Origin of the sequence: Pseudomonas sp. 29 (genome assembly GCF_002754355.1) — a bacterium.
Lineage (GTDB): Bacteria > Pseudomonadota > Gammaproteobacteria > Pseudomonadales > Pseudomonadaceae > Aquipseudomonas > Aquipseudomonas neuropathica.
The window spans coordinates 3,630,104-3,644,295 of sequence record NZ_PEEY01000001.1; the positions used below are offsets into that span (position 1 = coordinate 3,630,104).

The 14,192-nt window shown below is 60.2% G+C and carries 10 protein-coding genes; 1 reads left to right on the plus strand and 9 read right to left on the minus strand.

Going from position 1 to position 14,192, the window contains the following annotated elements:
- Positions 1-24 precede the first annotated feature (24 nt).
- From purH to prmA, 5 genes are all read right to left on the minus strand, one after another.
- A complete protein-coding gene (gene purH / locus CLU80_RS16735) occupies positions 25-1,632 on the minus strand; it encodes a bifunctional phosphoribosylaminoimidazolecarboxamide formyltransferase/IMP cyclohydrolase (protein ID WP_099757887.1) in 1,608 nt (535 codons plus the stop codon).
- Positions 1,633-1,715: 83 nt separating this feature from the next.
- Positions 1,716-2,036, minus strand: coding sequence for a DNA-binding transcriptional regulator Fis (gene fis / locus CLU80_RS16740; RefSeq protein WP_003221275.1), 321 nt, complete (start codon positions 2,034-2,036; stop codon positions 1,716-1,718).
- On the minus strand, positions 2,033-3,043 hold the full coding sequence (dusB, locus tag CLU80_RS16745; RefSeq protein ID WP_093430243.1) for a tRNA dihydrouridine synthase DusB: 1,011 nt from the start codon (positions 3,041-3,043) through the stop codon (positions 2,033-2,035). The genes fis and dusB overlap by 4 nt, the downstream gene beginning before the upstream one ends.
- Positions 3,044-3,228: 185 nt before the next feature.
- Positions 3,229-4,524 carry a DUF3426 domain-containing protein gene (locus tag CLU80_RS16750; protein WP_099757888.1) on the minus strand — a complete coding sequence of 432 codons (1,296 nt, stop codon included), beginning with the start codon at positions 4,522-4,524 and terminating at the stop codon, positions 3,229-3,231.
- A 30-nt stretch (positions 4,525-4,554) separates the two neighbouring features.
- Positions 4,555-5,433 (minus strand): 50S ribosomal protein L11 methyltransferase, encoded by an 879-nt coding sequence (prmA, locus tag CLU80_RS16755; protein WP_093430245.1) that lies wholly within the window; start codon positions 5,431-5,433, stop codon positions 4,555-4,557.
- A 192-nt stretch (positions 5,434-5,625) separates the two neighbouring features.
- Between prmA and CLU80_RS16760 the strand changes: the two genes are divergently transcribed.
- A complete protein-coding gene (locus tag CLU80_RS16760; RefSeq protein ID WP_099757889.1) occupies positions 5,626-9,585 on the plus strand; it encodes a type III effector 1 in 3,960 nt (1,319 codons plus the stop codon).
- Positions 9,586-9,651: 66 nt separating this feature from the next.
- Here the strand turns inward: CLU80_RS16760 and accC are convergent, their stop codons facing one another.
- The 4 genes from accC to CLU80_RS16780 form a co-directional block, all read right to left on the minus strand.
- The gene (gene accC / locus CLU80_RS16765; RefSeq protein ID WP_093430247.1) at positions 9,652-11,007 is read right to left on the minus strand and encodes an acetyl-CoA carboxylase biotin carboxylase subunit; all 1,356 of its coding nucleotides are present in this window, start codon (positions 11,005-11,007) and stop codon (positions 9,652-9,654) included.
- A 17-nt stretch (positions 11,008-11,024) separates the two neighbouring features.
- Complete coding sequence (gene accB, locus CLU80_RS16770; RefSeq protein WP_093430248.1) at positions 11,025-11,489, minus strand: acetyl-CoA carboxylase biotin carboxyl carrier protein; 465 nt, start codon at positions 11,487-11,489, stop codon at positions 11,025-11,027.
- Positions 11,490-11,537: 48 nt separating this feature from the next.
- Complete coding sequence (gene aroQ / locus CLU80_RS16775) at positions 11,538-11,990, minus strand: type II 3-dehydroquinate dehydratase (RefSeq protein WP_093430249.1); 453 nt, start codon at positions 11,988-11,990, stop codon at positions 11,538-11,540.
- A 241-nt stretch (positions 11,991-12,231) separates the two neighbouring features.
- Positions 12,232-14,178, minus strand: a complete 1,947-nt coding sequence (locus tag CLU80_RS16780) for a methyl-accepting chemotaxis protein (RefSeq protein WP_099757890.1) — start codon at positions 14,176-14,178, stop codon at positions 12,232-12,234.
- Positions 14,179-14,192: the final 14 nt, after the last annotated feature.

Here is a 14,192-nt window from a genome sequence, read left to right on the forward strand (position 1 = left end):
CGCTCCCACATTTGAACCGGTATATCAGTGACGGAAGTGGCGCATGCCGGTGAATACCATCGCGATGCCAGCTTCGTCGGCAGCAGCAATCACTTCAGCATCACGCATCGAGCCGCCCGGCTGGATCACCGCAGTGATGCCGACCTTGGCCGCGTTGTCGAGGCCGTCGCGGAACGGGAAGAACGCGTCCGAGGCCATCACCGAACCGGCAACTTGCAGGCCAGCGTGCTCAGCCTTGATCGCGGCGATACGCGCCGAGTTTACGCGGCTCATCTGGCCCGCGCCGACACCGATGGTCTGACGGTTCTTGGCGTAGACGATGGCATTGGACTTGACGTACTTGGCCACTTTCCAGGCGAAGATCAGGTCATGGATTTCCTGTTCGGTCGGCGCGCGTTTGGTCACGACTTTCAGGTCATCGGCGCTGATCATGCCGATGTCGCGGCTCTGTACCAGCAGACCGCCGTTGACGCGTTTGTAGTCCCACGCGGCTGCGCGGTCTGCCGACCACTCGCCGCAGGCCAGCAGGCGCACGTTGGCTTTGGCTGCAACAATGGCGCGAGCCTCTTCGCTGACGCTCGGGGCGATGATCACTTCAACGAACTGACGCTCGACGATCGCTTTGGCGGTCTCGGCATCCAGTTCACGGTTGAAGGCGATGATGCCGCCGAATGCCGATTCGGTGTCAGTCGCGTAAGCCAGTTCGTAAGCCTGACGGATGCCGCCTTCAGCGTCCGGGCTGACGGCCACGCCGCACGGGTTGGCGTGCTTGACGATCACGCAGGCTGGCTTGACGAAGCTCTTCACACACTCCAGCGCGGCGTCGGTGTCGGCCACGTTGTTGTACGACAGTTCTTTGCCTTGCAGTTGGGTCGCGGTAGCGATGCCGACTTCGGCAGGCTTGGCTTCCACGTAGAACGCCGCGCTCTGGTGCGGGTTCTCGCCGTAGCGCATTTCCTGGGCCTTGATGAATTGGCTGTTGAAGGTGCGCGGGAATTCGCTGCGACCTTCGGTGCTCAAGGTTTCAGCGACCTGATTCACAGTGCCCATATAGTTGGCGATCATGCCGTCGTAGGCAGCCGTGTGTTCGAAGGCCTTGAGCATCAGGTCGAAACGCTGCGCGTAGGTCAGGCCACCGGCTTTCAGGCCTTCCAGGACGCTGGCGTAGTCGCTGGCATTCACCACGATCGCTACGTCTTTATGGTTTTTCGCTGCCGAACGGACCATGGTCGGGCCGCCAATGTCGATGTTCTCGATGGCGGTCGGCAGGTCGCAGCCTGGCTTGTTGATGGTGGCTTCGAACGGGTACAGGTTGACCGCCACCAGATCGATCGGCTTGATGCCGTGCTCGCTCATGATTGCGTCGTCGATACCGCGACGACCGAGGATGCCGCCGTGGATTTTCGGGTGCAGGGTTTTCACCCGACCGTCCATCATTTCGGCGAAACCGGTGTAATCCGCGACTTCCACTGCGGCAACACCGTTGTCGCGCAGCAGCTTGAACGTTCCGCCGGTGGAGAGGATCTCGACGCCCAGAGCTTCAAGCTCCTTGGCGAATTCGAGGATCCCGGTCTTGTCGGAAACGCTGATCAAGGCGCGGCGGATCGGCAGGCGGGTAGTCTGGTCGGTCATCTCAATTTCCATCAAAAGCAAAGGAAGTCAGCAAAAAAGGCGACCGTTTTTTACGCGGGCGCCTTTCTGGTTTGATTGAATGCTTACAGCAGATCGTACTGCTTGAGTTTCTTGCGCAGCGTGCCGCGGTTAAGTCCGAGCAGCTCACTGGCCTTGGTCTGGTTGCCCTTGACGTAGTTCATCACGCTTTCGAGCAGGGGAGCCTCGACTTCGGAGAGCACCAGGTTGTACACATCCGTGACGGACGCGCCCTCAAGGTGGGCGAAATAATTGTGCAGCGCCTTCTCGACACTCCCGCGAAGGGTCTGGCCTTCTTCGCTCGGGGTATTGAGGTGCTGTTTCAAATTCACGTTGTCGCTCACGGGTGCTGTTCCACTCACTAAAGTCTCGGTCATCATCGTCATGCGGCCACCCCTTCTTCGTCCCCTGTCAGGCTCTTGTAACGCTCGGCGAAAAACTCCCGAACGTTGGCGCATTGTGTTTCCGTACCATCCAAACGATTGAAGTGGGCGCGAAACTCCCTGGCGCCCGGCAAGGTTGCGAGATACCAGCCCACATGCTTGCGCGCAATGCGCACGCCCATCACATCCCCATAGAAAGCGTGAAGGGCGGCCAGATGCTCCAGCAGAATGTGTTCCACTTCGATCAGTTCCGGTGCCGGCAATTTCTCGCCGGTACGCAGGAAGTGTTCGATCTCGCGAAAAATCCATGGCCGCCCTTGGGCGGCGCGGCCTACCAACAGGCCATCGGCACCGGTCGCGTCGAGCACGTAACGGGCCTTTTCCGGCGAATCGATATCGCCATTGGCAAACACCGGCATCGACACCGCCTGCTTGATCGCGGCAATCGTGTCGTACTCGGCTTCACCGGTGTACAGATCGGCGCGAGTGCGGCCATGCACTGCCAGCGCGGTGATCCCGGCCTGCTCGGCGATCTTCGCCACGGTCAGGCCGTTCTTGTTGTCACGATCCCATCCGGTGCGGATCTTCAAGGTGACCGGCACATCAACCGCAGCCACAACGGCCTGCAGGATCTCGGTCACCAGTGCTTCGTCCTTCAACAACGCGGAACCGGCGGCCTTGTTGCAGACCTTCTTTGCCGGGCAACCCATGTTGATATCAATAATCTGCGCGCCCAATTCGACGTTGGCCCGGGCCGCATCCGCCAGCATCTGCGCGTCGCCACCGGCAATCTGCACCGAGCGGGGCTCGGGATCGCCTTCGTGGATCATGCGCATGCGCGACTTGCGGGTGTTCCACAGGCTCATGTCACTGGTGACCATTTCCGAGACTACAAGCCCTGCGCCCAAACGCTTGCACAGCTGACGAAAGGGCTGGTCGGTGACGCCCGCCATCGGGGCGAGAATCAAGCCGTTCTGCAATGTGTATGGGCCGATGCGTACCGCCGACATAGGACTTCCCTGAGGTGGGGCCGGATCATGAGAGTTCGAAAAAGGGTTGGCATGATACCCGCTCTCGATGACTGGATAAAGGCTGAATTGAACAAAATCTGAACAGTTATTCCGTTATCGCCACAGGTTTGGTTGTGGGTGGCAAAGTCAGAAAACCGCCGTCAATTGCAAACCGCCGCAGGGATTCACTCGGGCGAGTGGAAACTCAGGCTGTAATTCACTGCTTTCGGGCCTGGGTCGAGGATATCCAGCGCAATGTGGATCGGCGTTTGCGGCGGCATTTCCGCCAGACCTTCGAGGTCCCCTCTGAGGTACTCGCCGGGTTTGAAGCGACGACTGGCGATCAAGTGGCCATTGAGGTCGGCGAAACGCAGTTCCAGTAATGGAAAGGGCTGAGAAAATGTCGCGCGGTTATAAATGATCGCGTCGACCACCAATGCGCCGTTGAACTCTGGATGACTGCGCACCACCAGGTTGCTGCTCTTGATCCGGGCGATGTCGACCTTGGACGGCACCGTGCAGCCGATCTGCGGGCAGATTTGCTGGAACCACGGACGGTATTGATCCTGGCGGGCGAGTTCGTCGAAATGATAGGCGATGTATTGGGCAGCCAGTCCGCCCGCCGCCAGCAGCACCAACAGCAACCAGAGCAAACGGCGTCCCCACGGCGAGCGGCGTTTCTGCCAGTCCAGTTGCAGCGGGTCGTCAGTCAGGTCCTGCAGGACTTCAGCACGTACACCGGGTTCTGCGCGCTCGCGCTTTTTGCGCAGCGGCTCGATCGATGGCAACTCGTCGCCGTCATCGTTATCGTCGCTGGCAGAAAATCGTTCACGACGGGCATTCGGATCGATCGGGTCGTGAAGGCGCAGTTGCGGGATCGCCGGCTCGTCGTCGAGATCTACCGGTTCCAAAGTCAGCGAAGGCTCGGTGCGTGCGGCTTTGGCCGGTTCGATCTCCGAGACTTCCGCCTCGTCGTCGGGCTCGATCGTGTGCTCATCGGCATGTTCGCTGAACAGGCTGTCGCGCCAGACGGTTTCGTCCGGCTCAGGCATGTCGCGCCGGGCGCTCAGGGAATCTTCGCGGGGACGACCGAATTCGGTGGTCGGCTGGATTTCCCGTTGCTCGAGGCGGGCAAGTTCCTGGTCCAGATCGAGGCTGTCGAGATCCAGCTCCGAGGCGCTCCACTGCTTTTGGCTGATGGCGCGCGGTGCCGGCGGCTCGACGATGGCTACGGGTTCGACGGCTGGCGTCGACTCGACAATCGGCGGTGGCTCCGCAATCGGCAGTGGCTCGGCAAGCGACGGCGCGAGCGGCGTCACCGCGTCCTTGCCAGCGTGTTGTTCCAGCAGCTGTTTGGCGGCATTGAACACTTGCAGGCAGGAGCCGCAGCGAACCACCCCGCGGGCCACGCTCAATTGAGCATGGCTGACACGGAAACTGGTTTGGCAATGCGGGCACTGGGTGACGAAACTGTCAGTCATGCGGCGATCCGGATTATGCAGGCGGACATATTAGCGCCGACGGCCGGTGATGCGCACCCAGCCATCGCGATTGGCGATCGGGTCGAGATCGAAGTCCTGTGCATAAGCGGCAGCGACTTCATCACCTTGTTCAGCGAGGATGCCCGACAGGGCCAGACGACCGCCGGATTTGACCAGGCCAGACAGTTGCGGCGCCAGCGAAACCAGCGGACCGGCAAGAATGTTGGCGACCAGCACGTCAGCTTGAACCTGCGGCAAGTCTTGCGGCAGGTACAGCGGGAACAGTTCGTCGGCAATATTGTTGCGACCGGCGTTGTCGCGCGAGGCTTCCAGCGCCTGCACGTCGATGTCGGTACCAACGGCTTCTTTCGCACCGAGCAACAGGGCGGCGATCGCCAGAATTCCCGAACCGCAACCGAAGTCGAGCACGTCGCAGTCTTTCAGGTCCTGGCCGTCGAGCCATTCCAGGCACAAAGCGGTGGTCGGGTGAGTGCCGGTGCCGAACGCCAGGCCCGGATCCAGCAGCAGGTTGACCGCATCAGGTTCCGGCGCGGCGTGCCAGCTCGGCACGATCCACAGGCGCTGGCCGAAACGCATCGGCTGGAAACCGTCCATCCAGCTGCGTTCCCAGTCCTGATCTTCGATGACTTCGCTGTGGTGTTCGGGCAGCGGGCTGCCGGTCAGCAGTTCCAGATGGGCCAGTACCGGGGCTGGTTCGGTGCCGCCTTCGAACAGCGCCAGCAAGTGGGTGTGCGACCACAATGGGGTGGTGTTGAGTTCCGGTTCGAAGATCGGCTGGTCTTCGGCGTCCATGAAGGTCACCGACACGGCGCCGACTTCGAGGAATGCGTCCTCGTAGGTTTCGGCTTGTTCGGGGGTGATGGCGAGACGGACTTGCAGCCAAGGCATGGCGGGCACCTTTGAAAATCTGTGGGGCAGCCCGAAGCTGCAAAAGCGCGCAGTTTACGCCAGGTCGCCGGCAAAGTGGACACGCCTCTTGGCTGTTACACATTCGCCGGCGCGATATACATATGTATCCCCGGAGCGCGGTTGCCGGCAAATAGAGTGAAAGCTCATTTCTACGCAAGCGGGCTGGACGATATGGCGAGTGAACAAGGGATTGTAGAAGAAAAACCACCGGAAGCCGCTGCGCCCACAGGGACGGCCCAGGAGATTCTGCTGCGGATCACGCGTTGGCAGGTACTCATCGACAAGCGCCTGAGCAGTCAGCTGACCTTATTGGAGGCCATGGAAGCTTTCGCGTTGACCGAGCTGCGCAATCATTACCCGCACGGCAATATCGATCCGGGTTTTGTGCTGGCTTTGCTCGATTCGATTCTGCAGAAAATCATCGACGGCAAGCCGATGATGTACCTGGCGATTCAGGACGCTCCGTACCGCTGGCCGGGTGCTGCTGACCGGGGATTTCCGCTCGGCCATCGTCAAGCGGTCATCCAGACTGTGGAGAGCGTTTCTGAGCATTTCCTTGATCAATACAAAAACTACCTGCGAACACATTGGGAAACCAAAGGGCAGGAGCCTGCGTTCGATCAGTTGGTTTTGCGCAAATTGCAGCGTTATATCGATGACATCGACGCGCTGTTCCAGACTGACCGGCTCGTGCGACTGACGCCGGATCGATTGCGCAGGCAAATCGAAAAGGTTCAGGAACGAGGCGCTCGCCGCTATCGGTTGACCGCACTGGCAACGGGTGCGGAAAAGAAGAGGCTCGAAGCGCAGTCATACGCGCAATTGCCGCATTGGCTGCGGGTGCTGAACGAACCGGAGCGTGCCAGGCTGCGCCGTTATCAAGAACAGACGTCGCAGGCCCAGGCAGCGCTCGATGATCTGCTGGAAGGCTACGGCTCGTTGCGCGCCTATGCCCGGCAACAGGCGATTGACTATATCCAGCTCAAACTCGACATGGAGGTGGAACCGGACCGGATCGATGTCCGCCTGAGGTGGCTTTCAGCGGTCGGCGAGCCGACGCAGAACCGCAGTTTGAGCCAGTTGCTCGCGGCGGGGCCGATCGGTACGGATTTCGCTGCCGTTCTGGAAGTCACCAGTGGTCCTTCGCGACGCAATCAGCCGCTGGAGCCGGCATTCATCGCCGACATGCTGGCCGACCAGGATTATCCGGTCGGGTACCTGCGAGCCCTCGCCGGGCAGTATGAGCGCGAGGACGTACAAAAGGCCTTGATCGACTGGTTTGTCGCGCGACTCAAGCAAAGCGCGTTCGTTGCGCGTTGTGCGGGGCATCTGGCGGTGGACGATCATGATCGTCTCGAATCGATGTGGGCAGGGGAAGCCATGGGCGAATCTTTGCGCGTCGCCGCACTGGCTTTACCCAACGGCATGCAGTGTGCCGACTTTCTGGTGTTTTACCGGCAAGAGCCTGCACCAGCGGTGAGCGATCTGCTGCTGTACGCGCCAAACAAACCAGACGGCCAGGAGTGGGTGCGCCTGCCTTCGCTGGCGGCATTGACCGGAGAGGTCTGGGGCTGGACGCAGAGCGAGTCCGGTCGCGAATATCTTTTGCAGCAGCTTTCTCCCACTGCCCATCGCCGAGCGCGGGAGTATCTTGTCGCCGTGGCTGCCGACCCTGGCCGTTGGGGTATGAGCAGTGATATTCGGCGTGCGCCCCTGCCGTTCGCTCAGTGCGTCGAAGCGGCTGTAAAAATGGGCCTGGCCAAAAACCTGCAGCAGGTCGAAGAGGACAATTTACTGCGCTGGAACTCAACGCTGACCCTGGATGCGCGTCGACGCCTCAGCAGCCTGAATCAGGAGCTGGTTGTTCATCAGCAGGTCTTCAATGAGTTGCTGGGCGGTTTCGAAGTCTTTGTCGACTTTGCCAGACGCACGGTGGCCGCAGAGATCGCACCTTATATGCGCAGCAAACAGGTGCTGGAACCGGTTGATCCGGCCACCGTGTTGATCGATTACAACGCCGGCATCGCCGATCGCAGGAAACAGTCGGTAGCCAGCCTGCTCGATCTGGCGATCTACGGCTACGACGACAACGCTGGTATCGACAATCCGAAAAAGAGCGTGCGCTCATCCGTTGGCCAGGATCTGAGCGAGGTGCGCAGCGCCGATCTGGCGTTGTATCTGCGCGGGGCCTGGCTGGGTGAGAAGTACGCCGGCGAGATCCGAGGCAAATATCTCGACGCTCGCCATGCGGACTACGAGCCGCGCCGGTTTGCCTGGCGCAATGTGCTGCTGTCGACAATGGATCGTGACTTGCGGGTTGCGCGAAGTCAGGCACGGCTAAGCGACACGGTGTATACAGCGCTCGTCCGCCAGGTCTCGCTGTTGAGTCAATTGCCAACGTCAGGGGGCCATTTGCCGGGCGCCAGCAGGGTCACGACTGACGGCGTATTCAGGTTTACTGTGCGTGGTCATGTCGTACTCGGGGTTTATGTTTTTACTGCTTTCGATCCCGAGCCGTCTTGGTGGTTGTATACCCCGGATGCTCCTGACGGCCTTGCGGTGCGCCCGTACCATTCACTGTTTGGCGACATCGCCGGCGAGCTGCATGACTACTTGATGGCGCGCACGGCGGTTGCTGCACGCAAAACCGTTTCGCTCTCCTTGCATGCGATAGCGGTAAAAAATCAGCGCGTCGATACGTTGTACGAAGCGCAGCGAGTGAGCGACGCGCGGGTTGAGTTCAACGCTTACATCGAGCGCACGGTTACGGATGTGCACGACATCACGACCAGCCGCGCGGAAATGATCGAAAGACAGGTAGTCAAGGGACTGATGTTCGCCGCCGCGCCGTTCTGCATGGTGTTTCCGCCCTTCGCCTTGCTGCTGGACGTGGTGTTCATCGCCGTCAGTGCCGGTGATGCCGTCGCGGCGCATCTGGAGGGCGATGTCGATGGCGCGCTCGGCCATTGGCTTGAGGCGTCGTGGGGCGCGTTGTTTGCCATGGTTGGCGCCGGCAGTACGGTCAAGCTACTCGGGCGCACGGTCAGAAATCTGAAGCACACGACGCGGCCGGTCTCATTGCTCACCGAACGCTTGAGCACCGTGGCTCCGATTCGCAAGGAAGCGCTGCCGGCGGTTCGCAAGGTGCGTTTTCACGCCAGACAGGCCGTCAGCAACAAGCCGGATAATTTGCAGCAGGTCACTGAAGAAGGTGTCTTTTTTGGCACATGGCGCAGTCCGCCCAGTGCTGCACAGCCCCAGCCGACCTATTACATCCGCAACAGAGGCAAGTACTTCCAGGTCAGGGAAAACCCGCATTTCGGCGGGCTCAGCCTGATCGATGCCCGGCGCCCCGAAGCCATTTATCAGCGCCCCGTACGTCTGACCGCGAGTGGCAAATGGACGCATGACCGGGTCGGGCTGCGCGGCGGCAATGATCAGGTACGTAATCTTGGTCGAGTGAACAATCTGCGCAATGCGTTTCCCGGCCGGGTCGAGCCAGTGCTGAACCGTGGTGCGTTGCAGGGCGAGGCTGTGGTGGCGAAGTTTGTCGCCGGGTCTATGGACAATTATCTGTTTTCGCTGAATGCGCAGACCTGCGTGATTGCCTCGATGTACAACCCGGCGACAAAGGTCGGCGCAGTCATTCATTTCGATCACAACATTCGCTCGCTGATCAACCACACCGTCAAGGATGCGATGACGCGTCTGGGAGGCTTGCCCAAAGATGTTCGGGTCACGCTGGTGGGCGGTGACTGGCTGACCGGCACCGACATCGGTGGACCGGTCAGGAGTGTATTGCGTCAACAGGGGCTGAGGCCGACATGGGATTACTGGTCGTATTCTTCCTGTCTGGGTAATACCTATGCTGTTTCGTTGAATCTGAACAACGGTGTTTCGACGGTGTTCAAGACTTCTGCCAGCCAGGTTGAACGCTTGTATTCACCGGTTTTGCAGCGGGCCAGATATGCCAGCGATCCGGTGTCGAAACGTGCACAGGTATTCATGGAGCGGTTTCGTCGAAAGCCATTGCACCAAGATGCCTCTGGCGCTGTAGTCGACCAGAACGGGCGCCGGGCAACCCCTGAAATGATTCAGGGGCAGGCTTTTACCTTGGTGTCGATGTACTGATGCGCTGGTTGCAGGCATAAAAAAACCCGATCCACAGGGATCGGGTTTTTCCACGCCAGGTCAGTCTTACGACTGCTTGGCCAGCTTGTGCTCGAGGTAGTGAATGTTCACACCACCTTTGCAGAAGCCTTCGTCACGAACCAGGTCACGGTGCAGCGGGATGTTGGTCTTGATCCCGTCAACCACGATTTCGTCCAGGGCATTGCGCATGCGGGCCATGGCTTCGTCGCGGGTCGCGCCGTAAGTGATCAGCTTGCCGATCAGCGAGTCGTAGTTCGGTGGAACCGCATAACCGCTGTACAGGTGCGAATCGACGCGAACGCCGTTGCCGCCTGGTGCGTGGAAATGCTTGACCGTGCCCGGGCTCGGCATGAAGGTTTTCGGGTCTTCAGCGTTGATCCGGCATTCCAGCGAGTGGCCACGAATAACCACGTCATCCTGAGTGAACGACAGCTTGTTGCCAGCGGCGATGCTGAGCATCTCCTTGACGATGTCGATACCGGTAACCATTTCCGAAACCGGGTGCTCCACCTGAACACGGGTGTTCATTTCGATGAAGTAGAAGCGACCGTTTTCGTAGAGGAACTCGAAGGTGCCGGCGCCACGGTAACCGATGTCGATGCACGCCTTGACGCAACGAGCCAACACTTCTTCGCGAGCCTTCTCGTCGATGCCCGGTGCCGGCGCTTCTTCGAGAACCTTCTGGTGGCGGCGTTGCAGCGAGCAATCGCGGTCGCCCAGATGGATGGCGTGGCCCTGGCCGTCGGACAGAACCTGCACTTCGACGTGACGCGGATTGGTCAGGAATTTTTCCAGATAGACCATCGGGTTGCCGAACGCCGCGCCTGCTTCGGAGCGGGTCAGTTTCGCCGAGGCGATCAGGTCTTCTTCCTTGTGCACCACGCGCATGCCGCGACCACCACCGCCGCCAGCGGCTTTGATGATCACCGGGTAGCCGACTTCACGACCGATGCGCAATGCCGTTTCTTCGTCTTCCGGCAGCGGGCCGTCGGAACCTGGAACGGTTGGCACGCCTGCTTCGATCATCGCGTGCTTGGCCGAGACCTTGTCACCCATCAGGCGAATGGTGTCGGCTTTCGGGCCGATGAACGCGAAGCCGGAGTTCTCGACCTGCTCGGCAAAATCGGCGTTTTCCGCGAGGAAACCGTAGCCTGGGTGAATGGCGGTAGCGCCAGTCACTTCAGCGGCAGCGATGATGGCCGGGATGTGCAGGTAGGACTGAGCGGCAGAAGCCGGGCCGATGCAGACGGATTCGTCTGCCAGACCCAAGTGCATCAGCTCTTTGTCGGCCTTGGAGTAAACGGCGACGGTCTTGATGCCCATCTCTTTGCAGGCACGCAGAATCCGCAGGGCGATCTCACCGCGGTTAGCGATCAGAACTTTTTCCAACTTCGCAGTCATCAAAGGCTCTCCGCAGTTCAAACGATGGTGAACAGCGGTTGGTCGTACTCAACCGGCTGGCCGTCTTCGACGAGGATGGACTCGATCACACCGCTGGTTTCAGCTTCGATGTGGTTCATCATCTTCATGGCTTCGACGATGCACAGAGTGTCGCCTTTCTTCACGGTCTGGCCGACTTCAACGAAGGACGGCGAGGTTGGCGAAGATTTGCGATAGAAGGTGCCGACCATCGGCGAACGGGCCACAGTGCCGTTCAGCGCTGGTGCAGCAGCGGCAGCCGGGGCTGCGGCAGCAACCGGAGCAGCGGCGGCGGCAGGTGCGGCAGCCGGAGCGTGCATCGGAGCCGGCGCGTAGTACTGCTGAGCCGGGGTCTTGCTGTGACGGCTGATGCGTACGGACTCTTCGCCTTCCTTGATCTCGAGCTCGTCGATGCCGGACTCTTCCAGCAATTCGATCAGTTTCTTAACTTTACGGATATCCATGAATCATCAACTCCCAAGGGTCGGTCAGGGGCGTTTAACGCTTGTAGTTCAAGCCGTTGCCTGTGTTTCAAGCTGTTCTAGCGCAGCCTCCAGGGCCAGTCGGTAACCGCTGGCGCCAAGGCCGCAGATCACTCCCACCGCTACGTCGGAGAAGTAAGAGTGATGGCGGAAAGGTTCGCGTTTGTGCACGTTGGACAAATGCACTTCGATGAATGGGATGCTCACTCCCAGCAACGCGTCACGTAATGCGACACTTGTGTGCGTAAAAGCTGCTGGATTGATCAGAATGAAATCGACCCCTTCGCCACGCGCGGCGTGGATACGGTCGATCAATTCGTACTCGGCATTGCTTTGCAGATACAGCAGATGATGGCCGGCTTCACGGGCGCGGCGCTCCAGATCCTGATTGATCTGCGCCAGGGTCGTTGAACCGTAAGTGCCGGGTTCGCGGGTGCCGAGCAGGTTCAGGTTGGGGCCGTGCAGCACCAGGAGGGTCGCCATCTGCGTAGTCCTTGTTATGAATGAGCAATCGTCAGAACCCGGCGACTATGCCGCAAAGACTTTGTGACTGTCCAGTTCTATGCAATAGCCAGCACGATGGCCGATGTTTGCGCGAAATATGTGACCAAGTGGTTTGATCCGGTCACTTGTAGTGATTGTGCTGACGCCTTCGCGAGCAGGCTCGCTCCCACAGGGGTACATATTCCAATGTGGGAGCGAGCCTGCTCGCGAAGGCGGTTCATCAGACGCGAAATGCCTGAACGGCCGTATGCAGTTGCCCGCCCAATACCAGCAGATTCTCACCCTGCTCACGCCCGCGGCCGATCCGCACCAGATTATCCCCACCCAACTGATGAATCCGCTCACTGTGATCGCGAATCTCGCTGACCGCGCCGCTCTGCTGCGCCGTGACGTCGGCAATGCGGATCGCCGTGTCGGAAATGGTCTGGATCGCGCCGACGATTTTATCCAGCGCACCATCCGCCGCTTGCGCCTGATTGGCCGTGGCTTCGGCGTGCTCGACCTGCGCGCGCATGCCTTCAACCGATTGACGAGCAGCGGTTTGCAGGCCGGCGATCAGGGTTTGAATCTCGGCAGTTGCGCCGGCTGTACGTTGTGCCAGCGAGCGCACTTCTTCAGCCACCACGGCAAATCCTCGACCCATTTCCCCGGCACGCGCCGCTTCGATCGCCGCGTTAAGCGCCAGCAGGTTGGTTTGATCGGCAATCGAGCGAATCACCGTCAATACGCCACCAATGGTCGCTGACTCCTCGGCCAGATGCTCGATCATTTGCGCGTTGCCCTGAACCTCACCGACCAGCGCGTGCAGGCCGGTCAGGCTTTGGCCAATCACGGTCTGGCCATGCTCGACCGCCAGTCCGGCATGACGGCTGGCATCCGCCGCCTGCTGCGCATCGCCAGCGACCTGCTGAATCGTCGCCTCCAACTCGCCGAGTGAATCGCGGATCAGCGCGGTGTCACCGGCCTGATGTTCGGCGCCGCTGTGCAAGTCGTTGCTTAGTTCGGCGAGTGTGCGACTGCTGCCTGCGACTTGTTCGGCATTGCCGCGAATTGTCCCGACCAAGTCCACCAGGTAGGCACGCAAGCGATTGAGCGAGGCCTCGATGTCGTGCAGTTCACGGTTGGTTTTGCCCAAATGAATGTCGCGGCTGAAATCGCCTTCGGCCCAGTTCGACAGCGCCGGAGCGAGATTGGTCAGCGTGCGGGCCAGCCGCCGCTGCAAGGTGTCGATGAGCAACGCAATCAGCAGAATCAAGCCGATCATCACGCCTTGCATCAGCCGCACTTCGCCTTGAATTTGCCCGTGCTGCGCGCGCACGACCGGCTCAAGTCCGGCGATGGCCTGCTGCACGGCGGCGATTTTCTGGTGGGTGGCGGTGCTGAGGTCGGTGCGTTTCTGGATCTGATCCCGTGTGCGTGCAAGCTCCGCCGGATAGCGTCCGAGCAAGCTGTTGAGCTCACGTTTGAGCCCGACACCGGCGTCTTCGGCAACGGCTTTTTCGCTGCTCTCGATGCCCATCAGCGCGGCGAAATCGTCGCTGCCCGATTCATTGTTGGCGACGACGCCGAGCAAGGGCAGGGCATCAATCACTTGAGCTTGCGAGCGGATATTGGTGACTTCGCGCTCAACATCGGCGGCCAGTTCACTGCGCCCGCTGCTGACCAGTTTGTCCCGCGCCAGTGACAGCTTGCCCAAGTGCTGCGAAGCGACGAGCAACGGCGTCAGATAAGCCGCATTGCCGTTGGCGTAAGTGCTGAGCTGATCGAGGCTGGCGCTCAGTTCGCGCTCTGCCTGCAACAGCAAGGCCTGCGGGTCGCCCGCCAGTTTGCCGGCAGCGAGCAGGTCGGTCTTGCTGAATTCATCAAGGCCCGACAGGCTCGGGCGCAGGGTGTCGGCCAGCGCTGGCGGCAATTCGCCGAGTTCTTTCTGCAAATTGTCGATGGCCTGACTGGCACTGCTCAGGCGCAAGGCGTCGCCGCTGGCGAGGTAATCCTCGACGTTGCGTGCCACCTCGTTCTGAAATTGCTGCGACAGCCCCAGATAACGCTCCATCAACAGATACGGGCGCTCAAGGGCTTTTTGCGACCACCACAGCGTCGCGCCGAGTGCGAGACACACGGCGACCAACAGCAGGGTATTGAGATTGGTGAGCAACTTCAGGCGCATGACGGCTACCAACG

Excerpts from the sequence above, each read along its gene's own strand:
- CLU80_RS16760 (WP_099757889.1), top strand. The coding sequence starts at position 5,626 with ATGGCGAGTGAACAAGGGATTGTAGAAGAAAAACCACCGGAAGCCGCT.
- dusB (WP_093430243.1), bottom strand. The coding sequence starts at position 3,043 with ATGTCGGCGGTACGCATCGGCCCATACACATTGCAGAACGGCTTGATT.
- accB (WP_093430248.1), bottom strand. The coding sequence starts at position 11,489 with ATGGATATCCGTAAAGTTAAGAAACTGATCGAATTGCTGGAAGAGTCC.
- fis (WP_003221275.1), bottom strand. The coding sequence starts at position 2,036 with ATGACGATGATGACCGAGACTTTAGTGAGTGGAACAGCACCCGTGAGC.
- CLU80_RS16780 (WP_099757890.1), bottom strand. The coding sequence starts at position 14,178 with ATGCGCCTGAAGTTGCTCACCAATCTCAATACCCTGCTGTTGGTCGCC.
- CLU80_RS16750 (WP_099757888.1), bottom strand. The coding sequence starts at position 4,524 with ATGACTGACAGTTTCGTCACCCAGTGCCCGCATTGCCAAACCAGTTTC.
- accC (WP_093430247.1), bottom strand. The coding sequence starts at position 11,007 with ATGACTGCGAAGTTGGAAAAAGTTCTGATCGCTAACCGCGGTGAGATC.
- purH (WP_099757887.1), bottom strand. The coding sequence starts at position 1,632 with ATGACCGACCAGACTACCCGCCTGCCGATCCGCCGCGCCTTGATCAGC.
- aroQ (WP_093430249.1), bottom strand. The coding sequence starts at position 11,990 with ATGGCGACCCTCCTGGTGCTGCACGGCCCCAACCTGAACCTGCTCGGC.
- prmA (WP_093430245.1), bottom strand. The coding sequence starts at position 5,433 with ATGCCTTGGCTGCAAGTCCGTCTCGCCATCACCCCCGAACAAGCCGAA.